Origin of the sequence: Clostridium acidisoli DSM 12555 (genome assembly GCF_900176305.1) — a bacterium.
GTDB lineage: Bacteria > Bacillota > Clostridia > Clostridiales > Clostridiaceae > Clostridium_I > Clostridium_I acidisoli.
On record NZ_FWXH01000002.1, the window covers coordinates 1 to 23,709 of the forward strand.

The following is a 23,709-nucleotide window of genomic DNA, read 5'->3' on the forward strand; positions in this document are numbered from 1 at the left end:
CTTTTTTACCAATTAGTTCTTTAAGTTTTCGGTTTTCATCTTCCAATGCTTTTTCTTTAATACTTGATTTATAATCTTTAGGCTCTGTAGCATTAATTACACCAAGTTGATTCTTAAAGGTACATAGAGTGGATGATGTCAATTCATATTTCTTACAGACTTGAGCATGAGTTAAACCATTATTCAACTCATCAACAATCTTAATTTTATCTTCTAGTGTAAACTTTCTTCTAGCCATATTTCTAACCTCCATCGTATATTCTTATATTACCATGCTCGTTAGAAACTGTCGAAGACTGTTATGGGGTCAGAATGGTATCCAGTAAAGTATTTTGAGGATTTATGTTAGCTAAAATTATTTCATCTTTTGAGTTTTGAGTTTTTAAGTTAATAATGAAATCTGAATCATTTTTATAATATAAAATATTTACTTGGTTTCCTATCTTAGCATCACTATAGTTATATTTCTTTATTCCAAACGCTTTTACTTTGGTATTTTTAAAATTTATTGGCTGATTTAGCTCGTTAAATTTATACATAAATTGCAAATCAACGTTTAGATATGAATAAGCTAATATATCTTCTGGATATACTAGTTTTTCGGTGACTTTTGGAGCACTACCACCAAACTTTTCTTTTAAATTCCTATTAATTTTTCCTATAATATCATCCTTATTATAGCCAGCCATAGCTAAATAATATTTTTCTGAAATATCATTTTTTGTAGATAGTCCTTCATTTAAAAAGTTAACACCCGCAGGATTTCCATCAATAATAATGTTACCTTTAATAATATTATCTTTTAATTCATTCCAAGCAAGTTGAAAAGTAGAACAATAAACCAAGTTGTTACCTGTTACAATTTGAGAATTCATATAAGGAATTATTATAGTATTATTTAAATTTTGTTTACCAACTTCTGTATTGAAATTTTTAGTGGAATTCATAACATTAGAATTTTTATCATTTAAAATAGTGATTTTCAAAAGTAAAAAAATGAAACATAAAATAACTACAGCTGAAATACAAGCAATAGCTAAATTTCTTTGGATTTTTTTATCACCTATTTTTGCTTTATGTAATATATTTTTTGAATTTTTCATAAATTTCACCACCTAATAAAATATGCTTGGTTTTATTTTGGAAACCTAAAATGTGCAACTATCCTATTTTGCTTGTACCAAATTAAGAGTGAATCACTTTCTCTTGCACTTGGATATGAATTATGAATAACGTAAGGTACACCATCACGTCTTCTCTTATCTGATATAATACCTATATGCTCTTGATTATCTAAAACTACTATATCACCTCGTTGCCAATGGAAAAGGTTCTTCTTATCATTAGGGATTACCTCAGTAGTTAAGCTTAATGCATATTTTTTAAAAAAGATTTTTAAATTCTTTACACGTCTAAAGTCTATGTTTGGGTCTGGAGTCTTTACTGATTCTGAATAATCCTTTGGATTTTGTTTAATATCAGTATCAACAGCAGTCTTTAAATCATATCCAGCATATTTTAAAGCTCTCCAGATAACATCAGTACAGACACCTTCATTGTTTGGTGGGTAACCACCAACATAATAAGCATCTTTATATTTTGTTTTATTAACGGTCTCTTGGCGTGCACCAACAACTATATCATCAAGATCATCAATACCGTTTTTATTTTTATCACTGGCACATCGAACATTATCAATTTCAACTTTCGGTTTAATAAAAGAAAGTGGGTCTTCATCAAATAAATTTTTATAACATAATAAAGATGTTATAGCAATTACAAATACGCAAATTATAAAAATAAAAATTTTTTTCATTTGTTTTCTCCCTGTAAGATTAATTTTAAAATGATTTATAGTTTTTATAGCATTACCCTTATACAGTACTTTAAATAAATAGTAACATTTTTGGATGTATTTATCAATTTAATGAATTTAAAATTATGCAGATTAAGAATAAGTTCTTGAATTGTTATAGGAATAAGTTGATAATTTACAGGATATTTGGTATTATTTATAAAATGAAAACTTAATGGAGGTATTTAGAATATGAGATTTGAACTTCTAGAACGTGATCAACTCAAAGTACTCTGCACAAAGTCTGTAAATATGGCATAAAAAGGAGACTTGTACAGGGGTTATAAATATAGTGTTTTTTTAATATTTAAAGTTCATATATGCAGACTTTGTCTCTTTAATTTTTAATATATATTTAGGGAGCTGAGTTTTGTGAAATATGTAAAGGTTGAAACAATTTTACCAGATAATTTAGTTAAGGAGATTCAAAAATATATTCAAGGTGAATATATATATATTCCATGCCAATTAGAAAAAAGAAAAAAATGGGGAGAAAATTCAGGAAGTAAAATTTATATAAAAGATAGGAATGAGAATATACGTAGCAAATATATTAGTGGATATAAAATTAAAAATTTAGCTGAGGAGTTTTTTCTTTCGGAGCATAGCATAAGGAAAATTGTATATACAAAAAATAAATAAATATAAGGTTACTACTCTTTTTTATAATGAGTGGTAGCTTTTTTTTGTATAAAAAATCATATAGAAATGTTTATTATCTTTAAATTTGTATATATAAAAATTAAAATAAGACTGTACGGATAGTAGAGAATATATAAATATTAGAATATTAAGTAAGGGAGTATAAGAAATGAAGCGTAAGATAAAAAATGTATTGATAAACTATGAGATTATTGGTGAGGGAATACCAATTATTATGTTACATGGATATTGTGTGGATCACAGATTAATGTTGGGGTGTATGGAAAATGTAAAAAGCATTAAAAAAGATTATAAAAGGATTTACATTGACCTACCTGGTATGGGAGCATCAGAAAGTGCAGAGTGGATTACAAATTCAGATATTATGCTTGACATTATAATTGATTTTATTAAAGAAATAATTCCTGATGAAAATTTTTTAATTGCAGGTAATTCATATGGAGCTTATTTGTTAGCAGGAGTAATATATAAGATGGAAGATAGGGTTGATGGAGCTTTATTAATTTGTCCACTGTTAATACCTGATTATAGAAAACGAAATGTTCCTGAGCATGTTATTCTAGTAGAAGATAAGATGTTGTTATCCAAACTAACTTTAGAGGAGGGGGAAGACTTTAATTCTTCTGCGGTAGTACAAAGTGAAAGAATATATGAAAGATATCAAAATGAAATATTGTCAGGGGTTAAGGTAGCGAACAATGAATTTTTAGAAAACCTTATGGAAAATGGATACGGATTATCATTTGATGCAGATAAAATGAATAAAAAATTTGATAAACCTTCTATTATATTATTAGGAAGGCAGGATGATTGCATGGGATATAAAGATGCATGGAATATATTAGAAAACTTTTCAAGAGCGACTTTTGCTGTACTTGATAGAGCGGGACATAATTTGCAAATAGAACAGGAAGAACTATTTAATTCATTAATTAATGAATGGATTTCAAGAGTAAAGGAACAACAATAAGAGAATGAAATGCAATTTATCTCATGATGAGTTAAATTATGGAATAAACAGTAAAATAATTATTGTATTACCATAAAATGTGGTATAAAATAACAATGTGAGATTAAACGTTTACAATAAAAAAGGAGGATAGCTTTCTGAATCTATGGAAACGTTTGCGCAATCTTATCTGTTCATTTTATGTTAAGGGGGATTTTTATGGGAATTACAAGAAAAAGATTACTAGCACTTATAACTGTATGTATAATGATGATATCAATTTTTACTGGAACAATAAATGTAAAAGCAGTTCCTACTGGTACTACTACAGTTAAAATTCACTATCTAAGAGCAGATGGTGACTATTCTAAATGGAATCTTTGGGTGTGGGATGCTGCAAATAACGGTAACGGCTTAAGATACACTTTCACTGGCAAAGATGAAGATGGTGCATTTACTGCAATAAATATTACTCCAAGTACTACAAAAGTAGGAATAATTGTAAAAACAGATAATTGGGACAAAGACTCTGATAATATATATGTTGATACTTCAAAGGGAGATGTAGATGTATATATTAAATCAACAGATAAGCAAGGCAGCCCTGAAATTACGCAAAAACCTCTAAATTATAATTATAATAAAGTAAATTTAAAAGTACATTATTTTAGATTTGATAACAATTATTCAAACTGGGATTTATGGATGTGGCCGTTAAATGGTAATGGCAGTGCTTATGAATTTAATTCAACAGACAACTATGGGGAAGTAGCCTCATATACTTTAGACAATATGGAGGGAGTTAGTGGTATGGGTGTTATTGTTAGAAAACCTGACTGGTCAGAAAAAGATGTTGATGCAAATCGAACAATAAATCTTGCATATGCAGATAAACAGGGAAATCTCGATGTTTACTTACTTCAAAAGGATGCAAATATTTATTATTCTCCAGATCAGGTGGATAAATCAAGAAAAATAGATCAAGCAAAGCTTGAAGACTTTCACAATATTAAGTTTGCTGTTAATGTAGCTGTTGATAGTTCAAATTCTGTAAAATTAATGAGTGGCAATAGACAATTAAATGCAACAATTAAACTTTCAGATGATAAAAAAAGTGGTGACATTAGGACAACAGATAGTTTGGACTTAAATACTAAGTATACAGTTGCAATTGACCAATACAAAGGTGGGAATGTGACACTAGGTGCTGTATTAAGCAGTGATGATTTTAAGGCTCTTTATGATTATAGTGGAGATGATTTAGGTGAAACTTACACAAAGACTAAAACCACTTTTAAAGTTTGGGCGCCCACTGCTGATAATGTATCATTAAAACTATATAGTGAAGGATCAGGTAATAATCTTATTGGAACTGTACCTATGAAAAAATACGATAAAGGTGTCTGGAGTATAGATAAAACTGGTGATTTAGCTGGAATTTACTATACATATGAAATTACAGTTAACGGTAAAACCAATGAAACTCAAGATGTATATTCAAAAGCAGTTGGGGTTAACGGTGATAGAAGTATGGTAGTTGATCTTTCAAAAACTAATCCTATGAATTGGCAAAATGATAAAGGACCACAGCTTAAAAATCAGACAGATGCCATAATATACGAAGTTGATATTAGAGATATAACTGTATCCAAAGATTCTGGTATTAAAATGAAAGGAAAATTTCTGGGACTTACAGAGACAGGAACAAAGAGTAACGAAGGTGAAGCTACAGGTATTGATCATCTTAAGGAACTTGGAGTAAACGAAGTTCATATTCTTCCTTCATTTGATTTTGCAAGCATTGATGAGATCAAGTTAGATTTAAATAATTACAATTGGGGATATGATCCTAAAAATTTTTTAGCTCCAGAGGGTAGCTATTCTACTAATCCATACTTCGGAAGTATAAGAATAAAGGAAATGAAAGAAATGATAGAAGCTCTTCATAAAGCTGGAATAGGAGTAATAATGGACAGCGTATTCAATCATACTTACGATTACACGTCGTCTTCATTTACCAAGACTGTTCCGGATTATTATTACCGTGAAAATGAAGATGGGACAATGGTAAATAACTCAGGGTGTGGAGATGATACAGCTTCCGAAAGATCTATGTATAGAAAATATATGATAGATGCAGTGACTTACTGGGCAAAGGAATATCATATAGACGGTTTTAGATTTGATCTTATGGGTCTACATGATGTTGATACTATGAATGATGTGAGAGCAGCATTAGACAAAATCAACCCAAATATATTAATGTATGGTGAGGGATGGGATCTTGGCAATGAGGTAACAATAACCGATGCTCAAAAAGCAACTAAAACAAATGAAAGCAAACTTAGTGACAGAATAGCTTCATTTAGTGATGATATGAGAGATGGGGTAAAAGGGCATGTATTTAATGCTACTTCTGGAGGGTTTACAGATTATAATGGTACTTGGTTAAATGATGAAAAGGTGCCATATACCATGGCAGAATTAAAGGAACAAGTTAAATTTGGGATTGTGGCATCAACTCAGCACCAGGATATTGACTATGCAAAAGCTCCTTATGCATCAAAGCCTTGGGCAAAAGAGCCAACTCAAACTGTAAATTATGTGTCTTGTCATGATAATAACACACTTTGGGACAGAATATCTTTAGCTAAGCCAGATGCAACGGAAGCAGAAAAAATAAAAATGGATGAGCAATCAAGTTTTATAGTATTAACTTCCCAAGGTATAGCATTCCTTCAAAACGGTCAAGAAATGCTAGGTACTAAACCTGATCCAAGTGGAAAAGGTTTTGTAGACAACAGCTATAATTCACCTGATTCGGTAAATCAAATTGACTGGAACAGAAAACATACTTATAAAAATGTTGTTAACTATTATGAAGGACTTATTAAACTTAGAAAAGCTCACCCAGCCTTTAGAATGGCTACTACCGATGAAATTCAGAAAAATCTAAACTTTTTTGATACTAATGACAGTACTATTGGTTACACTATTTCAAACAATGCAAATAATGACTCATGGAACAAAATAGCTGTAGTTATAAATGCAGGACAAAAAGATACAGAGGTCAATCTTCCAGCAGCAGGGTGGACCGTGGTTGTTAAAGGTGAAAAAGCAGGAACAGATGATCTTGGTACGATTACTGGTTCTAAAGTTGTAGTACCAGCAGGAACATCTATGGTATTAGCTGATTCAGAAAGTTTTAACAAAGGTTCTAATGGAAACAATAATGGCGGTAATACTAATAACGGAGGAAACTCTGATAATAGTGGTAATACAAACCCCAATACTAATAATAGCAGTTCAACTTCTGGAAATATCAAAACTGGAACGGCTCAAATTAGTAATAATATTGATGAAATAAAAAGCAAAATACAAGATACAAATATATCAACAATATTAGTTGATGCAAATAAAAATAGTGTAATATCAAAAGATGTTTTTAACGCCCTAAAAGGAACAAATAAAACTCTTATTATATCAATTGGAAATGTAACTTGGACCTTTAGAGGAAAAGATATTACAAATTACACAACAATGGATATAGATTTAGCATTAAAAAATGTTAGTGCTGAGTTAAAAGCAAAAGAGGAGGCAAAAGTAAAAGCTTTAATTGGGAAAGCAACAGATATAGCTCCATTCTCTTTTAATTATGATGGTTCGCTTCCAGGAAAAGCTACAGTTACTGTATTACTTGGAGCTAAGTGGGCAAATAAGACATTAACAATAGCAAGGTATTATTCAGATAAAAATACTTATGAAATTGTTGGTGAGTATAAAGCTGACGCTAATGGCTATATAACTATTACACTTGATCATTGTAGTGATTACTTTGCATTTGAAAAACCAACTGGATTAGTTTTACCTAAAACAGGCTCTGCTATTAATAATTTAGATTTAATAAAAGGTGGAAGTATTTTAATATTGGTTGGTGCACTAATTATTGCATTTGCAAGAAAGAAAAAAAGAATATAGACATATATTTGATGCTTTAATTCCAAAATAATTAGTGCAGGAATAAGAAATAAGGTGCTACTCCTTGAAATGATTGATAAGTTCATTTTGAGGAAGTAGCACCTTTTTAACTTTTTCAGTATTGACAAGCTACAGGCTTATGATTATAATTCTTTCACCTTAAGGAATAGTATTAGATGATTAGCTAATCAGTTAATTAAAATCATCAGAGGAGTGTTTTTATGAATTTTAAAACTCTAAACGCAACATTTGTGAGAAACTTTATTGTTCAACTAAGAGCTTATCCAAAAGAATTTTTTATTGGAAATCTTCTAACAGGCGTATATACATCGCTTTCTGCATTTTTTATGTATAATTTACTCTTTAAAGGCAATATGCAAACTTCATTTCAGCAATATGCAGGTACTGGCGATTATATAAGTTATGTTATTGTTGGAACAGCTGTTTACTTATATGTTGTTAGAACATGTCTAAATGTAAGTAGAAGTTTAATAACTGAACTTAGAACGGGTACGCTTGAAAGCATTATGATAGCTCCATTCAACAGAATACAATATTTTGTAGGTAGTATGCTTCAACAAACAATTACTACCAGTGGTGAAATAATAATTGCTATTGTAGTAAGCATACCATTTGGACTTAAATTTCCAAACTTCAATCTAATCTCATTTATAATTTCATTTATTATAAGTCTTTTTTCATTTTTTTCATTATCAATGGTTTTGGCTTGTATAATGCTGTATTTTAGGGATACATATATTTCTCAAAATACTCTTTTCTTAGCTTTATTTTTATTATGTGGTATAAGTTATCCAGTTCAATATCTTCCAAAAGTAGTTAGAGTGGCATCTAACCTAATACCAATAACGGATGCAGTAACGTTAATAAGAGGTTCATCACTTTTAGGACTTGGGATAAAAGATCAAATGGGTACTATGCTTTATGTATTTATATTAAGTGCTGCGTATTGTGTTATAGGCTTTAAGCTTATGAAAAGAATTGAATACATAGCATTAGAAAAAATTCAAGGTTAAGGGGAGTTTATAATGATTAAAGTAAAAAATTTAAAAAAAATATATGAGACAAAACTTAGAAAAGGATTTTTTAAATCTGAAAAAACACATCTTGAAGCTGTAAAAAACATAAGCATGGAAATTGAAAAAGGAAAGATTGTAGGTCTTCTTGGTATAAATGGAGCTGGCAAAACAACAACAATAAAAATGCTTTCAACATTATTACTACCGACCTCTGGAAGTATTGATGTTGATGGGATTGATGCAATAAAGAATCCAATGATAGTCAAAAAGAGAATAAATATGGTAGCAGGCGGAGAAAGAATGATATATTGGAGGCTCACAGGAAGAGAAAATCTTTGGTATTACGGGCAGATTTACGGTATCGAAAATAAAATTCTTTCAAGAAGAATAGACGAACTTTTAAGATTAGTTGGAATTACTGAAAAGCAAGATACACCTGTTGAAAATTATTCAAAGGGTATGAAACAAAGACTACAAATTGCCAGAGGACTTATAAATAATCCTGATTATATATTTATGGATGAACCAACGCTTGGACTTGATGCACTAATAGCAAAAGAACTTAGAAGTCATGTTAAAAAAATTGCCTGTGAAGAAGGAAAGGGAATACTTCTTACCTCACATTATATGGAGGAAATTGAGGAGCTTTGTGATTATGTATACATTTTAAACAAGGGCGAAATTATCGAAAAGGGTACACCAAAACAGCTTGCAACATTAGGTCTTAAAAATAAAACTATTTATTTGAAAGTTGAAGAAGGTTTTAGTATTTATGAAAAGTTATGTAGTGCTTGCAGTATAGAAGACAAGTCTGTAATTATTAAGCAGGATAATAGTAAAAATGTATTTACTATAACATCGGCTTTAGACTTGAATTTAACTTTGTCAAAATTTTGTATGAGCAATAATGTGCCTATTATAAAGCTTTACGAGGAAGAACCAAAACTTGAAGACGCTATAATAAGGTTTGCTAAGGAGGCCTAACTTATGATAAATTTTTTTAAAGCTATGAAAGCCGAAATGCTTAAACAGCATAAGGTTTATTTTCATAGCAAGGTAATATATGTGTCTCTTTTTATCTGGCCTGTATTAAGTTTTATTTCTGCATACTTTAGTTTTAAACCCTTTAATATTGGAAGTAGCACGGTATCGTACCTTAATGGGAAAAATCTATTGATATTCATACTCTTAGGATATATCTGCATGAGCTTTTTTAGATCGCTTGTGCAATCAGCATGGAATTTTTCTTTTGAGAGGATATCTGGAACCTTAGAATATATATATCTTTCGCCTGTAAATAGGCTAGCTGTAATACTTGGAAATGCATTGTCATCTCTATTTGAAAGTGTTTGGGTTATGGCTGTGTTTTCAATAAGCATATTTATATTAAAACATCAGTATCTCAATATAAATATTCCTGCAGCAATTATAACTTTTTTGCTTATGGTACTTATGGCAATTATGTGGGGGATGCTTTTAAATGCATTATTTCTTTTTTCAAGGGATTCAGGTTTTTTATTTACCATATTAGAGGAACCTATGGAGATATTTTCTGGAGTTAAAGTGCCTACAACAATATTTCCGCTTTGGGCCAAGTGTATAAGCTTAATTTTTCCACTAACCTATGCACTTGATGCAATTAGAAAAGTGTTTTTAACCGGATACAATTTAGGTGAAGTTAAAAGTTTTATTATATGCAGTATATTTATAATATTATTTATGTTTATATTAATAAATGTTTGTTTAAAGTTAGGAGAAAAACATGCTAAAAAAACGGGTAATATGACATTGTTTTAATCAAGTTTGTCTGTGTTCTTTCTTCTTCTAAAAAAACTGAAAATTGAAGTTAATAACAATATAAATGCTAAAGCAACAATTGCACAAAAGACATAACCTAAAGAAGATTTTAAGAAAGTACTATTGAATCCGGGTATAGAATAATCTGGTAGCAATGCTTTCCATTTGTCACCGAGCTTAGTCATTCCTGTTGGAATAAATCCAAGCCTTGATTTTAACTCATCCCCGGACCATTCTGAATAGGCGGTACCATGAGCTAATAATCCTAGAGGCGCAAAAATAATTAAAGCAATCAATGCATACCAATACTTCTTTTTAAGACCTACAAGCTCCAAATTTTCAGTTGTTAATTTTTTAGGTGGATAAATTTGGAGCATGGCATGATTTGATTTTTGCAGATACTTTACTGAGAAGCCTGTTACTGCTGCTTCTAATGGTCCTGCTAAGGTAACATGGGCAAACAACATGGCAGGAACAGTTTGTATAAGACTATATGGTGAGTATAAAGGGGTACCATTTGGTGTATGAAATAATAATGGTTGAACACCAAGTTCTATTGCAGCACATAAAGCACCCATATTAATTCCCATATATCCAGCTATAATTGAGCCAATAAATCTACGGTTTGAAGATATTTCAGAATTACCAGCTATTAATTTATATATATAATAACTAACGAAAGGGATTACAAATGCCATGTTAAATGTATTGGCTCCAAGTGCTAGAATACCACCATCACCAAAGAAAAAAGCTTGAATTATGAGAGCAATGCTTACTCCAACTGTGGCAGCCCAAGGTCCTAAAATGATGGCCAAAAGAGAAGCACCAACTGCATGTGCTGTAGTTCCATCAGGGATAGGTATATTATACATCATAATTGTAAAGGAGAAAGCTGCTCCAATTGCTAATAAAGGAACCTGCTTATCTTTTAATGTTTTTTTTAATTTTGCGGCTGCAGTGCCTAATACGGGAACCATAACAGCCCCCATTATTGCGCAAGTTTGTGGACTTAAATATCCATCAGGTATGTGCATTTTATCTCCTCCTAAAATTAAAAATTAGTTTCATATTCATATAAATATTTTATTCAAAAAATAACCACGAAGGTTTCCTTTATTAGGAATGAACCTTCGTGGTACATTATTTTTAGATTGAATATTACTTTTAAGCCATTACTTGTATCTTCGTGATACTAGTTAATTATATAATTAAATTTAACTTAAAACAACTGCTTTTATATGATTAAAGAAGAAAATTATAGTTCATGGCTATGATAATGACTATGATTTTCGTTTGAATCAAATCTGTGGACATGTCTGTGATAATGCTCATCTATAAGATTTACAGAAAGTAATAACTCTTTATTTGACAATATATCTTGTGGTGAGCCTTGAGCAACTATGTTATGTTCTTCACTAAAAACTAATACTCTATCAGCAATCTCGTCAACAATATCTAAATTGTGGGTACATGTAATTAAAGTTTTGCCAGCCTTATTGAGTTCTAACAATAGATTAATAAGCCATCTTTGGGTGCGTGGATCTAAGCCATTAGTGGGTTCATCCAATATTAAAACTTCAGGATTCATTGACAATATTGAAGCAATAGCTACCTTCTTTTTCTCACCACCACTTAATTTATAAGGTGGTCTATCCTGCAAAGTTTCTAAACCAAGCATTTGAATAACTTCATTTACTCGTTTACTTACTTCATTAAAATCAAGTTTCATCTGGAGAGGGCCAAAGGCTATTTCTTCCCACACATTGGCGGAAAACAATTGGGCATCCGAATTTTGAAATATAAAGCCAATTCTTTTACGAAAAGCTTCTGAAAATTGCTCATCATCTAATGTTTCTTCAGTAACAAGTTCACCAAATGCCTTGTATTCGCCTTTACTTGGAAATATCAAACCGTTAAGAATTTTCTGAAGAGTAGATTTACCTGAACCGTTAGCTCCTAAAATAACTAACTTTTCACCGGTATAAATATCTAAGTTTATATCTTTAAGTACAGGTTCATTGGTTAAATATTCAAATGACACATTGTGTAGCTGCATTATTTTATTCTTATCCAAGAATAATTTCACCTCCAAAAGCTGCAAGAACACAAATTATTAAAAATAAAAGCCATTGAAAGTCAAGCAGCGTAAATTTGAATCTGTTTATAATAATTGGTTCTCCTTTATAAGCCCTTGATAGCATAGCACTATATACTTCTTCACTTAAAGTATAACTTTTACCAAACAGGCTTCCTATAGAATTTGAGACAAAACGTCGTCCCTCTTTTGAATCAATTTTACCAAAAGTTCTACTTTTTCTTGCAACAAACATATCTGTTGTAATATTTAGCAACATAAAAATATAACGATAGCACATTTCCAAGATTGTTATAAATACTTTTGGTAAAAACAAAACTCTAAATGCCTTAAGCAAATTAGAAAAGCGTGTGGTAGAAGTAAATAAAAAAGCTAAAGAAACTGCTACACCAACTCTGACAATTAACAAAATAGCGCCAGTTACTCCTTGTTTTGTAATAGTAAGTTCTGCTGGAAATGCAAATGGGCCTAAATGTAATTGATGGCCAAAATTTATAAGTGAAATTAAACTATTGCCAGGTCTTACAAAGTTAAAAATTGACGGCAATACCATCAGGCCTGTAAAAAGAGGTATAATCATCCATATTCGTCTGAAATATAATTTTAAGGACAAATATGATATTTTTGCTAAAATACATGATAATAAATATATAATAGTCAATATAAGCACATTGTGAAGCAAAGTAGTTGTTAAAATTAGTATAAGCAAAGATATTATCTTTACCCTTGGGTCTAATTTTTGTAAAAAACCTTTTTCATAAGCTATATCTTCAAAAAAGATGACTTCCTTTAAAAGTTTTGCAATATCATTAACAGTTTTTTCTAAAAAGCTGACTTTCTTTCTTTTTCCGATACACCCGCATGGACACATGCCAAGCTCTCCATTGTTTAACAACCACTCTGGTATTTCAGTTTTAGAATTCATTTAAATTCTCCTCGTATAATTAGTTTAGTGGTTAATTAAATATTTACATATGTGTATAGTGTAAACACTAATTGATATACCTTAGTAATACCTATATAATTATACTAAATCAAAAAAAAATTGTAAACAGCTTGACTTGTAGTTAGCACAAAGTAATATACTTAAATAGAACACTATCAATAAGAAAGTGAGAATGTATAAATTTTTTAGGGAGACATAATAATGAAAGTAGTGGTTATTGATGCACAAGGAGCAGGAATTGGACAAACAATAATAAAAAGAATTCTGAAGGAGATAAATACTGATGTATGTATAGTGGCGCTTGGAACAAATGCTGTAGCCACATCAAATATGCTAAAAGCTGGTGCAAATGTTGGTATTAGTGGAGAAAAAGCTATCTGTACATTTTTAAAAACAAATAAAATTGATTGCATAATTGGACCAATTGGAATATTGTGCACCGGAGCTATAAATGGAGAAATAACAGGTAACATTTCACAATCAATATTAGATATTGATTGTATAAAATATTTGCTTCCTCTACAAAAACATGGTATTTATATTCCAGGAACGAGAAATCTTCAAATAAAAGAAATGATTGAAGAAATTGTAATGGCTATAAAAAAAGAATTTAAAAGGTGATTTTATGAAGGTATATACAGCAAATAAAGACAATTGGAAAATTGAATTTACATACTCTCCATTATTTGAAATGTTATGTAGCATTCATGTGCTTATAAATTCAGAACATCATTTAGAAAGAATTGTTTGGGCTGAAAAAACAAAAAAAACAGTCACGAATAATTTATATGAAGAATTGGTTTATTTCGGGAAGATAACATGTGAGTGGTGTGGCATAATGGATTTATGCAACGTTTATGCACAGTGTGATGATTTTAATATAATGTCTGCATTGGATTTTATGGATGATTTAAGTGAGAGGGATTTTAATCTTGTGTTCCAAAAATATAATGAACTTAAATATATTGATTTTAACTTAAAGCTTAAGAGTAAAATGGTTAGAGTTTTAAAAGAATATTATTTAACTTATTTTGAAAAGGAACTCAGATATATAGAGCCTCTATTGATACGTTGTCTTAAGAGAGACTCACAATTATGCGCAAGTAATGGAATTTTAAATTATGTTAACGAATTACATAGTAGAATAGAAGTAACAGAAGAAGCTTTTTTATTTCACAAATTCACATTGTTTACAATACCGTTTGACACGTTAGAGAGATTAATAATAAGAGTAAGTAGTTTTATAAGTCCACACCTTTTAATGGACTATGGCAAAGAAATGGTTCAAGTTACAACTATTGCTCATTTGGACACAAAAATTGATAAGGTTCCAATGGATTTATTAAAATTGATGAAAGCATTATCTGATGAAACTAGACTTAAAATAATAAGAAAATTAAGCAAAAGCAAAGGCTCAACGCAAAGCCTTGCAAAAGAACTAAATTTTACAGAGGCATGCATATCAAAACATTTAAAAATACTTTATGATGTGGAATTACTTTATAAAGAGCGAGAAGGAAATTATATTTATTATTACTTAAATACATTTTTAATAGACAGTATTCCTCTTGAGCTACATGAATATGTGGATTTTTAAAATTATTTTTATAAATTTAAAAATCCGTATATTCATACTGATTTAAAAATGTCGATAAAATTTTTAACAACATCAGATAAATATCTGTTTTTTAACCATACAACAGCAGGATTGGTTTTTAAGGATAGTTCATTTATTTCTATGTATTTTAAATTTAAACTTGGAATTAAATTAGCTGCTGATTTAGGAACTATACCTATGCCAATCCCTGCATTAACCCATAAAAGTACTGCTCGTGCATCCTCATTTTCGCAAAGAATTGTTGGCTCAAAACCAGCTTGTTGACATGAAGTGATTAGCATGTCCTTAAACTTGTTATCTATTATTAAAGGCTTATTTATTAAATCATTTAAATCAACTGAAGTTTCAGTGCTACTAAAATACATGTTAGATTTAACTGCTACCATCATAGGTTCACTAGGAAGCAAAAGAGATTCAAATTTTTCGGAATTAAATGGTGTTAAAATAATACCTACTTCTATTGTGCCAATGGATAGTAATTTTAATATTTCAGAAGTATTACTCTCTCTTATTTTAAAATTAACATGAGGATATTTGTTGTGAAATTCATTTAATTTGTTTAGTAAAATTGTAGTGCTAGAAGATGGAACAGTTCCTAAAGATAATACTCCTTTAAAACCTTCTTTTAAATCCTTCAGTTCTTGTCTTGTGTTTTCTGCTAATTCTAGAATTTGTTTAGAACGATATTGTAGTATTCTTCCAGCATCAGTTATTTGAATTTTCCTTGTATTACGTTCTATAAGTTTTATTTCAAGTTCCTCCTCAAGTAATTTTAATTGATGACTTAGCGGTGGTTGTGCTATATGTAATTTAGCGGCAGCCTTAGTTATACTACCTTCTTCTACAATAGTCAGGAAATATCTAAGTTGTCTAATGTCCATTTTTGAAGGTCACCTCTCTACGAATCCATTTATACCGATTAGGTATTGAATTGATATTTTTAAAATATTTGAAATATACATATGTGTTTGTTATAATCATACACAAGGTTAAGGAATTATAAAAGCGATAATTTAGAAATTTATTAAAAAATTTAAATTTATTACAAGGAACATAGCAGATTAATATGCAATTTCTATCTTATAATATTAAGAAATAGAAATTTTTTTTACCCAATAATATAGTTTTCCGATAGGTTAAATATATTATTGGGCGCATACATGATAAAGTGAAAGGGGTGTAAATGTGAATTTTAATAAGGTTCTAAATAAAATAATCAAGACAATTAAAAACATAGTTATAGCATTGATTGTTCCAATATTAATATTAATATTATGGCAATTTTTAAGTGATAATGGGACTATTAAGTCAGCTATACTTCCATCTCCACATGTAATATACAATGCTTTTTTAAATGTTGTTGAAAGCGGGGAGTTGTTTAAAAATTTATACATAAGCATATCAAGAGTTCTAAAGGGATATGCAATTGGTGCTTTTTTAGGAATAGTTTTAGGAATAACAATTGGATTATTTAGAGGTGTAGAAAAATCTTTAGATTTACTAATAGGTTTTTTAAGACCAATACCTATTGTAGCTTGGGTACCTGTGCTTATACTTTGGATGGGAATAGATGAAGGGTCTAAAGTAACATTAATAGCAATAGGAAGTTTTTGGCCAATACTTATAAATACTATTCATGGCATAAAAAGTTCAGATAAAAAACTTTTAGAAGTCTCAACAATATTAGAAAAAAATAAACTTGAAACTCTAGTAAAAATTGTATTCCCATCAGCACTACCGTCTATTTTTACTGGACTTCGTATTGGAATTGGTAGTGCATGGATGAGTGTTATTACAGCAGAAATTATTGCTGCAACTTCGGGAATAGGATATCAAATAGCATATGCTAGAGAATTATCTCAACCAGATGTTATGTTAGTTGGTGTGTTTTCAATAGGTATAGTGGGATTCTTAATCGATTATTTAATAAAAAAATTACAAGTTGTGATTATAAAATGGGATTCAAATAGTGAAGCTTAGAGGGAGGTAAATGTGAATATGAATAAAAGTGAGAAGGCTATTGAAATAAAAGATTTAAACAAGACGTTTAAAATAGATAGTGGAGACTTTAATGTACTAAATGATATAAATCTATTTGTGGATGCTGGAGAGTTTTTAAGCATTGTAGGCTCTAGTGGATGTGGTAAAAGCACTCTTCTTAGAATGATAGTTGGTCTTGATAAGAATTTTTCAGGAAGCATTTTATCATATGGAAAGTCTATTAAAGGTGCAGGAGTTGATAGGGGGATGGTTTTTCAGGAGTCTAGACTTTTCCCATGGCTTACAGTAGAAAAAAACATAGCTTTTGGTATTAGCAAAAAGTTATCGAATTCAGAGAGAAAAGAATTAGTGGAGGAAGAGCTAGAACTAGTTGGCTTACATAATTTTGCTAAGGCTTATCCAAGTCAATTATCAGGAGGTATGAAGCAAAGAATAAGTATTGCAAGGGCACTTATAAACAAACCTAAACTTTTGTTATTAGATGAACCTTTTGGAGCTTTAGACGCTATGACACGTATTAATATGCAGCAAGAAATTTTGAAAATATGGGAAAAACAAAAAACTACTATGATACTTGTCACTCACGATATAGACGAAGCTATATATCTTGGAGACAGAGTTGTAGTGTTATCTAGCAGGCCAGGGAAAATAAAAAAAATAGTACCAGTAAATTTATCAAGACCTCGTGATAGGAGCAGCTATGATTTTACTTATGTCAAAAGTGAGATATATAATGAATTTTTTACAAAAGTAGAAAATCCATTTTCATATACTATATAAATTTAAACATAAACGAAAGGGGAAATTTTTAATGAGTTATTTTAGTTATTTAGAATGTTCAAAATGTGGTAATAAGTATTCGTCAAAAGAAGTACATAATTTATGTGAGTGTGGGGCACCTTTGCTTGTAAGGTATGATTTGGAAGCGATAAAAAAGAATGTGGACAAAAATGTATTTAAAGGCAGAGAAAAAGGGCTATTTAGATTTAAAGAACTTTTACCAGTTGAGGATGAAAAAAACATAGTTACTCTAGGGGAAGGAGATACACCAGTTTTTAAATTAGAAAAATTAGGAGATAAAATAGGACTAAAAAATTTATATATTAAGGATGAAGGACTTAATCCAACTGGAACGTTTAAAGCAAGAGGTGCAGCGGTAGGTGTATCAAAAGCTAAAGAACTAGGTATAAAAACAATAGCAATGCCAACAGCAGGAAATGCAGGTGGTGCTTGGTCGGCTTATTCGGCTAAAGCAGGAATTGAACTTGTGGTTGCTATGCCATATGATGCACCAGATTTAGCTAAAAAAGAAGCATATATATATGGATCAAAAACTTATCTTGTAAAAGGCCTCATATCTGATGCAGGCAAAATAATAGCCAAAGGTGTAAAAAAGCATGGATGGTTTGATGCAGCTACACTTAAAGAACCATATAGAATTGAAGGAAAAAAAACCATGGGACTTGAAATTGCAGAATATTTCAATTGGGAATTTCCAGATGCTATTCTTTATCCTACTGGAGGTGGTGTTGGAATAATTGGTATATGGAAAGCTTTCAAGGAGCTAGAAGAATTGGGTTGGATAAAAAATAAAATTCCAAAACTTATAGCAGTACAATCTGAAGGTTGCAATCCTATAGTAAAAGCATTTAATGAAGACAAAGAAGCATCTGAATTTTGTGAAGATGCAAATACTATAGCAGGTGGAATTCGTGTACCTAAAGCACTAGGAGATTTTTTAGTACTTGATGCTGTTAGGGAAAGTAAAGGAACAGCAGTTGAGGTGAAGGATTCTGAGATTATAGAATCTCTTAATCTTCTAGCTAAAGCAGAGGGATTATTCATAGCACCAGAAGGAGCAACTTTAGTTGCTGCGGTTAATAAATTAGTTAAAGATGGGTTCCTAAAAGAAGAGGAGAAGGTTGTACTTTTAAATACTGGAAGTGGGCTAAAATATGCAAACTTAGTGGACGAAAAACTACCGATACTTGAAATTGATTCAGATATTTAAATATAATAGGGGGCTAATAAAATGAAAAAAATTACTGCTATAATTTCAATAATTCTAATAAGTATATTATCTTTTACAGCATGTAATGGGGGAAGTAGTACAAACTCAACAGCAAGCAACAAAAATTCGTCTAAACCAAAAGAAATAACAATAGGGTATCAACCGGGAATAAATCATACACTTGTAATTGTTGCAAAAAATCAAGGATGGTTTCAAGATGAATTTAAAAAAGATAATATAAATATTAAATTTGAAAGTTTTGTATCTGGGCCACCAATGATTGAGGCTTTTGCTGGTGGAAGACTAGATATAGGTGGAGTTGGGGATCAACCATCGATTCAAGCAAAAGCAAATAATGTTGATGTTAAAGCCATAGGCGTATATGCACAAGGGTATAAATTAAATTCAATACTTGCGGCAACCGGCTCAAACATAAAATCAGCCAAGGATTTAAAGGGAAAAAAGGTTGCTGTAACAGTTGGATCTTCTGCACATATGCTTCTTAATAGGTATCTAGCATCAGTTGGACTTAAACAAAGTGATATACAACTTGTTAACTTACAGCCAACAGATATAAAAACTTCTTTTGATTCAAAAAACATAGATGCAGCAATTGTTTGGGAACCATATGCATCTGCTATTGAGGCTGAAAATGCAGCTTATAAAATAGGTGATGGAACTAACCTAAAGTATGAAGTTAACCTACTTCTAGCGAGTAATTCCTTTGCAAAAAGTAATCCAGATATAGTTAAAAGACTTTTGAAGGTTTACAATAAATCAGAAAAGTGGGTTGAAGCAAATCCAGATAAAGCAGCAGATATACTTTCAAAAGAACTTAAATTAAATAAAGATATCGCAAGAAAAGGCCTTGATAAGGAAGATCTTGATGTTAGATTTACAGATGAGGCTGTAAAATCACTTACATCTACTATCAAAACTTTAAGAGAAAATAATACTATAAGAAAAGATGTAAATATAAATGATCTTATAGACAAAACTTACCTAGAAGGCGCAGGAATAAAGTAAAACATCAGGTATTTAATTAATAGAAGGTGTTATTATGAACTCTCTCAATTTGAGCAAATTTGAAGAAATACAATTACCTAAATTTTTAAAGTTAAGACAAAATTTTAGAAGTGACAGAATTACAGACATTAAAGAGGAAGTAAAAAAACGATTTAAAGCACATCTATGTAATTTAAGCAATAAAAGAATTGCAGTTGGTGTTGGAAGTCGTGGAATAGCAAATATTGATATAATAACCAAAGCAGTTATAGAGTGTTTAAAAGAAGCTGGAGCTATACCTTTTATAGTTCCAGCTATGGGTAGTCATGGAGGAGGAGACGAAGCTGGACAGAAGAAGATTCTAGATTCATATGGAATTAATGAGACTACTATGGGAACTAGTATAGATGCTTCTATGGATACAGAACTTATAGGAATGTATGGATTGGATTTACCAGTATATGTGGCAAAAAGTGCACTTCTAGCTGATGGAATAGTTATAATACCTAGAGTAAAACCACATACAGGCTTTAGAGGTAAAATTGAAAGTGGAGTTTGTAAAATGCTTTGTATCGGTCTTGGAAAACAAAAAGGAGCAGAGTCAATTCATAGCAAGGGGTTTGAAAAATTTCCTGAATTAATACCGGAAGTAGGACGGCTTATAGCAAGAAAAACAAAACTCTTATTTGCAGTGGCTATAGTTGAAAATGCATATGATGAAACCTATAAGATAGAAGTTATAAATAAAGATGAAATATTGAATTTAAAAAAGGAAGCAGCGCTACTTGAAGAGAGTAGAAAGCTTATGGGAAAAATATTTATACCTAAATTTGATGTACTTGTAATAGATGAAATAGGCAAAAATATAAGTGGTAATGGACAAGATCCGAATGTAACTGGATTATATTTTACAGGGTGTGTTAGTGGGGGACCTCAGTTTAAAAAATGTGTTATTCTTGATATAACTAAAGAATCCCATGGAAATGCAAATGGAGTAGGTGTTTCAGATATTATTACTAGAAGATTGTTTGATAAAATAGACTTTATAGCTATGTACACAAATTGCTTTACTAGTACATATATGGAACCATGTAAAATACCTATGGTTGCATCAAATTCAGAGGATGCCATAAAGATTGCAGTTAAAACTTGTAATGGTGTTATGGGTGGACAGCATAAAATTGTTTGGATAAAAAATACAATGGAATTAGAAAACATTATAATTAGTGAACCTATTTTAGAACAAGTAAAATCAAATCCCAAATTGGAGGTTCTAACTGAAGCTGAAGATGTGAAATTTTACAAAGGGGAACCTAAATTTTCGTGGGATAAAATTTAAATTTAAGGAGGATATAATGGTCTATAAAAAATATAGATATGAAAATTTAAAAAAACTATGCAATGTAGTTTTTGAAAAGTTTGGATTTGATGAAGAAGATAGTGAAACAATAACTGATGTATTATTACTTTCAGACTTATTTGGAATTGAATCTCATGGAATACAGAGACTTTCGAAATATTATAAAGAAATAAAAAATGGTCTTATAAAAGTAAATTCAAAAATAAAAGTAATTAAAGAAACTCAAATATCCACTGTTATAGATGCAAATGAAAGTATAGGACAGATAGTTAGTAAAAAAGCCATGAATATGGCAATAGAAAAAGCAAAGAGTTCAGGAATAGGAATAGTTTTGGTAAATAATTCTAATCATTATGGAATAGCTGGATATTACGCAAAAATGGCAGAAAAAGAAGGGCTTCTTGGTATTTCAATGACCAATTCTCCAGCAATCACAGTTCCGATTTTTGGGAGAGAAGCCATGATGGGAAGTAATCCTATTGCTATAGCTATGCCAGCAACTCCACATTCTTTCTTAATGGATATGTCTACAAGCGTTGTAACTAGAGGCAAAATAGAAGTATACAACAAAAGGAACGAAAAGCTTCCAGTAGGTTGGACTCTTGATTCTAAAGGTGAAGATGCCTTTAGTGCACAGGAAGTTTTATATAATATAGCAAATAAAAAAGGTGGAGGCATAGTTCCATTAGGTGGAGCCAAAGAAATGCTAGGAGGACATAAAGGTTATGGTTTTGCACTTGCGGTTGAACTGTTTACAGCAATTCTGTCAGGTGGATTAACTGCTAATTATGTACATGTAGGTGGTGTTTCAGGGACATGTCATTCATTCATAGCAGTTGATTATGGAATATTTGGCGATAAAAAAATTGTTGAGAATAATTTTTCTAAATATCTACAAGAAATAAGGCAATCTAAAAAAGCTCAAGGAGCACATAGAATATACATTCATGGAGAAAAAGAGGCTGAAGCATATAATGATAGAATTAAAAATGGAATTCCTATGAATGATAATACTTTAAAAGAAATAGAGGAGATTTGCAAAAATTTTAAATTGGATATTAAAGATTATATTTAAAGAATGTTCAAAAAGATAAGAATAAAGTATGCTATATAAAAATTCCCATTAACTTGTTATAATTAGTTTTAAGAAAATAACATAAGGGGATGGATATTTTATGGAGAAGGTTGCTTTATTAAAGTGTACGGATTACGATGTAGATAATATTGAAAAAAAGCTTAGAGAAGGTTTTGAACTTTTGGGTGGGGATTCTTTTTTGAAAGAACTTATACCAGAAAATAGTAAGGTATTATTAAAACCTAATTTTCTAAGTGTAATTGAAAAAGGATCTCCAGTTATAACACATTATGCTGTGTTTGAAGCTGTCGTTAGAATAGTTAAGGAGTATAGCAGCAACATAGTATTTGGAGATTCACCAGGTTCAGGTGATACTAAAAAAGCTGCTGAAAAGTCAGGATTAATGGAAGTTGCAGAAAGATATGGAGTTAGGTTTGTTGATTTCAATGATCAAACGCATGTTGAACTTAAAAACCCAATAATGTACAAGTTTTGGAATATTGCTAAAGCACCTTATGAGGCAGATGTAGTTATAACTTTACCTAAGTTAAAAACTCATGCAATGATGTATTATACAGGAGCAGTTAAAAATCAATTTGGATGTGTACCTGGTTCTCAAAAAGCAGCATGGCACACAAAATTACCTGATGCAGTTAACTTCAGTAAGATGTTACTTGACTTAAATTCTGTTGTGAAAACTAGTTTTGCAATTCTTGATGGCATAATTGCAATGGAAGGGAATGGTCCTAGAAATGGTACACCTAAAAAAATGGATACTATAATTATGGGAAAGTGCCTTACAGCAGTTGATTCTACGGCAGTAAGGTTAATTGGGTATGATAATGTACTGTCCATACCAATTTTAAAAGTTGCTCATGATACAAAATGGGGAGCAGTAATGCCAGAAGAAATAGAGATCCTAGGAGAAAAGGTTGAGAATATGAAATGTAAAAATTTTAAACTCTCACGAAATGCAAAGGTAATTAACTTTGTAAGTCCATCACTAAATAATTTTGTGGCCTCACTCACTGCACCTAATCCAGTTGTAATTGAAGAAAAGTGTATTGGATGTAGGAAATGCAGTGAAGTTTGTCCAGAAAAACCTAAGGTGATATCTTTTGTAAAACATAACAATAAGGTAATACCGAAATGGAATTATAGTAATTGCATACGTTGTTTTTGTTGTCAGGAACTTTGTCCTAAAGGAGCAATAATAACAAAAAACAAGCAACTAAGCAAAATGTTAGGCTTAAAATAGAAAAGAAGAAAAATTAAAAATTCAGATGAATAATAAATAATACAAAACAAATACTAATATA

At 30.6% G+C, this 23,709-nt stretch carries 22 protein-coding genes; 15 read left to right on the top strand and 7 right to left on the bottom strand.

Annotation, left to right across the window (positions count from 1 at the left end):
- The 3 genes from B8978_RS00010 to B8978_RS00020 form a co-directional block, all read right to left on the bottom strand.
- The coding region (locus tag B8978_RS00010; protein ID WP_084113234.1) for a transposase at positions 1 to 238 on the bottom strand (238 nt) is incomplete at its 3' end.
- Between the two features lie 61 nt (positions 239 to 299).
- Complete coding sequence (locus B8978_RS00015; protein ID WP_084113235.1) at positions 300 to 1,103, bottom strand: hypothetical protein; 804 nt, start codon at positions 1,101 to 1,103, stop codon at positions 300 to 302.
- Positions 1,104 to 1,135: 32 nt separating this feature from the next.
- Positions 1,136 to 1,816: a DUF1287 domain-containing protein gene (locus B8978_RS00020; protein ID WP_084113236.1), complete on the bottom strand. Its 681-nt coding sequence runs from the start codon at positions 1,814 to 1,816 to the stop codon at positions 1,136 to 1,138.
- A 411-nt stretch (positions 1,817 to 2,227) separates the two neighbouring features.
- Here B8978_RS00020 and B8978_RS00025 point away from each other — a divergent pair, with 411 nt between their 5' ends.
- The 6 genes from B8978_RS00025 (at position 2,228) to B8978_RS00050 (ending at position 10,279) form a co-directional block, all read left to right on the top strand.
- Positions 2,228 to 2,497 (top strand): CD3324 family protein, encoded by a 270-nt coding sequence (locus B8978_RS00025; RefSeq protein WP_084113237.1) that lies wholly within the window; start codon positions 2,228 to 2,230, stop codon positions 2,495 to 2,497.
- A gap of 169 nt (positions 2,498 to 2,666) precedes the next feature.
- Positions 2,667 to 3,488, top strand: a complete 822-nt coding sequence (locus tag B8978_RS00030) for an alpha/beta fold hydrolase (protein WP_084113238.1) — start codon at positions 2,667 to 2,669, stop codon at positions 3,486 to 3,488.
- A 198-nt stretch (positions 3,489 to 3,686) separates the two neighbouring features.
- Positions 3,687 to 7,445: a type I pullulanase gene (gene pulA, locus B8978_RS00035; RefSeq protein ID WP_176212555.1), complete on the top strand. Its 3,759-nt coding sequence runs from the start codon at positions 3,687 to 3,689 to the stop codon at positions 7,443 to 7,445.
- A 221-nt stretch (positions 7,446 to 7,666) separates the two neighbouring features.
- Positions 7,667 to 8,479, top strand: a complete 813-nt coding sequence (locus B8978_RS00040) for an ABC transporter permease (RefSeq protein WP_084113240.1) — start codon at positions 7,667 to 7,669, stop codon at positions 8,477 to 8,479.
- A gap of 12 nt (positions 8,480 to 8,491) precedes the next feature.
- The gene (locus tag B8978_RS00045) at positions 8,492 to 9,466 is read left to right on the top strand and encodes an ABC transporter ATP-binding protein (RefSeq protein ID WP_084113241.1); all 975 of its coding nucleotides are present in this window, start codon (positions 8,492 to 8,494) and stop codon (positions 9,464 to 9,466) included.
- 3 nt (positions 9,467 to 9,469) lie between these two features.
- Entirely contained in the window at positions 9,470 to 10,279 is an 810-nt protein-coding gene (locus B8978_RS00050) for an ABC transporter permease (protein ID WP_084113242.1), read from the top strand.
- Here the strand turns inward: B8978_RS00050 and cbiM are convergent.
- The 3 genes from cbiM to cbiQ all read right to left on the bottom strand — a co-directional run bounded on the left by cbiM (position 10,276) and on the right by cbiQ (position 13,299).
- On the bottom strand, positions 10,276 to 11,313 hold the full coding sequence (gene cbiM / locus B8978_RS00055) for a cobalt transporter CbiM (protein WP_084113243.1): 1,038 nt from the start codon (positions 11,311 to 11,313) through the stop codon (positions 10,276 to 10,278). The two genes, B8978_RS00050 and cbiM, sit on opposite strands and share 4 nt — an antisense overlap.
- A gap of 221 nt (positions 11,314 to 11,534) precedes the next feature.
- Positions 11,535 to 12,353 carry an energy-coupling factor ABC transporter ATP-binding protein gene (locus B8978_RS00060; protein ID WP_242950437.1) on the bottom strand — a complete coding sequence of 273 codons (819 nt, stop codon included), beginning with the start codon at positions 12,351 to 12,353 and terminating at the stop codon, positions 11,535 to 11,537.
- A complete protein-coding gene (cbiQ, locus tag B8978_RS00065) occupies positions 12,346 to 13,299 on the bottom strand; it encodes a cobalt ECF transporter T component CbiQ (protein WP_084113244.1) in 954 nt (317 codons plus the stop codon). The genes B8978_RS00060 and cbiQ overlap by 8 nt, the downstream gene beginning before the upstream one ends.
- Before the next feature lie 222 nt (positions 13,300 to 13,521).
- Between cbiQ and B8978_RS00070 the strand changes: the two genes are divergently transcribed.
- Positions 13,522 to 13,941 (top strand): DUF3842 family protein, encoded by a 420-nt coding sequence (locus B8978_RS00070; protein WP_084113245.1) that lies wholly within the window; start codon positions 13,522 to 13,524, stop codon positions 13,939 to 13,941.
- Between the two features lie 4 nt (positions 13,942 to 13,945).
- A complete protein-coding gene (locus tag B8978_RS00075) occupies positions 13,946 to 14,917 on the top strand; it encodes an ArsR/SmtB family transcription factor (RefSeq protein WP_084113246.1) in 972 nt (323 codons plus the stop codon).
- Between the two features lie 32 nt (positions 14,918 to 14,949).
- Here the strand turns inward: B8978_RS00075 and B8978_RS00080 are convergent, their stop codons facing one another.
- Entirely contained in the window at positions 14,950 to 15,819 is an 870-nt protein-coding gene (locus B8978_RS00080; protein WP_084113247.1) for a LysR family transcriptional regulator, read from the bottom strand.
- A gap of 304 nt (positions 15,820 to 16,123) precedes the next feature.
- Here B8978_RS00080 and B8978_RS00085 point away from each other — a divergent pair, with 304 nt between their 5' ends.
- From B8978_RS00085 to B8978_RS00115, 7 genes are all read left to right on the top strand, one after another.
- Positions 16,124 to 16,918, top strand: coding sequence for an ABC transporter permease (locus B8978_RS00085; protein WP_084113248.1), 795 nt, complete (start codon positions 16,124 to 16,126; stop codon positions 16,916 to 16,918).
- A gap of 18 nt (positions 16,919 to 16,936) precedes the next feature.
- Entirely contained in the window at positions 16,937 to 17,719 is a 783-nt protein-coding gene (locus B8978_RS00090) for an ABC transporter ATP-binding protein (RefSeq protein ID WP_084113249.1), read from the top strand.
- A gap of 31 nt (positions 17,720 to 17,750) precedes the next feature.
- Complete coding sequence (locus tag B8978_RS00095; RefSeq protein WP_084113250.1) at positions 17,751 to 18,950, top strand: threonine synthase; 1,200 nt, start codon at positions 17,751 to 17,753, stop codon at positions 18,948 to 18,950.
- Positions 18,951 to 18,971: 21 nt separating this feature from the next.
- Positions 18,972 to 19,976 carry an ABC transporter substrate-binding protein gene (locus tag B8978_RS00100; RefSeq protein WP_084113251.1) on the top strand — a complete coding sequence of 335 codons (1,005 nt, stop codon included), beginning with the start codon at positions 18,972 to 18,974 and terminating at the stop codon, positions 19,974 to 19,976.
- 34 nt (positions 19,977 to 20,010) lie between these two features.
- On the top strand, positions 20,011 to 21,294 hold the full coding sequence (locus B8978_RS00105) for a nickel pincer cofactor-dependent isomerase, group 22 (RefSeq protein WP_084113252.1): 1,284 nt from the start codon (positions 20,011 to 20,013) through the stop codon (positions 21,292 to 21,294).
- 16 nt (positions 21,295 to 21,310) lie between these two features.
- Positions 21,311 to 22,390 carry an Ldh family oxidoreductase gene (locus B8978_RS00110; RefSeq protein ID WP_084113253.1) on the top strand — a complete coding sequence of 360 codons (1,080 nt, stop codon included), beginning with the start codon at positions 21,311 to 21,313 and terminating at the stop codon, positions 22,388 to 22,390.
- Positions 22,391 to 22,490: 100 nt separating this feature from the next.
- Complete coding sequence (locus tag B8978_RS00115) at positions 22,491 to 23,648, top strand: DUF362 domain-containing protein (RefSeq protein WP_084113254.1); 1,158 nt, start codon at positions 22,491 to 22,493, stop codon at positions 23,646 to 23,648.
- Positions 23,649 to 23,709 lie beyond the last annotated feature (61 nt).

What these genes read in the sequence shown, in the direction of transcription:
- B8978_RS00015 (WP_084113235.1), bottom strand. Translation starts at nt 1,103, where the DNA reads ATGAAAAATTCAAAAAATATATTACATAAAGCAAAAATAGGTGATAAA.
- B8978_RS00020 (WP_084113236.1), bottom strand. Translation starts at nt 1,816, where the DNA reads ATGAAAAAAATTTTTATTTTTATAATTTGCGTATTTGTAATTGCTATA.
- B8978_RS00030 (WP_084113238.1), top strand. Translation starts at nt 2,667, where the DNA reads ATGAAGCGTAAGATAAAAAATGTATTGATAAACTATGAGATTATTGGT.
- pulA (WP_176212555.1), top strand. Translation starts at nt 3,687, where the DNA reads ATGGGAATTACAAGAAAAAGATTACTAGCACTTATAACTGTATGTATA.
- B8978_RS00040 (WP_084113240.1), top strand. Translation starts at nt 7,667, where the DNA reads ATGAATTTTAAAACTCTAAACGCAACATTTGTGAGAAACTTTATTGTT.
- B8978_RS00045 (WP_084113241.1), top strand. Translation starts at nt 8,492, where the DNA reads ATGATTAAAGTAAAAAATTTAAAAAAAATATATGAGACAAAACTTAGA.
- B8978_RS00050 (WP_084113242.1), top strand. Translation starts at nt 9,470, where the DNA reads ATGATAAATTTTTTTAAAGCTATGAAAGCCGAAATGCTTAAACAGCAT.
- cbiM (WP_084113243.1), bottom strand. Translation starts at nt 11,313, where the DNA reads ATGCACATACCTGATGGATATTTAAGTCCACAAACTTGCGCAATAATG.
- cbiQ (WP_084113244.1), bottom strand. Translation starts at nt 13,299, where the DNA reads ATGAATTCTAAAACTGAAATACCAGAGTGGTTGTTAAACAATGGAGAG.
- B8978_RS00070 (WP_084113245.1), top strand. Translation starts at nt 13,522, where the DNA reads ATGAAAGTAGTGGTTATTGATGCACAAGGAGCAGGAATTGGACAAACA.
- B8978_RS00075 (WP_084113246.1), top strand. Translation starts at nt 13,946, where the DNA reads ATGAAGGTATATACAGCAAATAAAGACAATTGGAAAATTGAATTTACA.
- B8978_RS00080 (WP_084113247.1), bottom strand. Translation starts at nt 15,819, where the DNA reads ATGGACATTAGACAACTTAGATATTTCCTGACTATTGTAGAAGAAGGT.
- B8978_RS00090 (WP_084113249.1), top strand. Translation starts at nt 16,937, where the DNA reads ATGAATAAAAGTGAGAAGGCTATTGAAATAAAAGATTTAAACAAGACG.
- B8978_RS00095 (WP_084113250.1), top strand. Translation starts at nt 17,751, where the DNA reads ATGAGTTATTTTAGTTATTTAGAATGTTCAAAATGTGGTAATAAGTAT.
- B8978_RS00100 (WP_084113251.1), top strand. Translation starts at nt 18,972, where the DNA reads ATGAAAAAAATTACTGCTATAATTTCAATAATTCTAATAAGTATATTA.
- B8978_RS00105 (WP_084113252.1), top strand. Translation starts at nt 20,011, where the DNA reads ATGAACTCTCTCAATTTGAGCAAATTTGAAGAAATACAATTACCTAAA.
- B8978_RS00110 (WP_084113253.1), top strand. Translation starts at nt 21,311, where the DNA reads ATGGTCTATAAAAAATATAGATATGAAAATTTAAAAAAACTATGCAAT.
- B8978_RS00115 (WP_084113254.1), top strand. Translation starts at nt 22,491, where the DNA reads ATGGAGAAGGTTGCTTTATTAAAGTGTACGGATTACGATGTAGATAAT.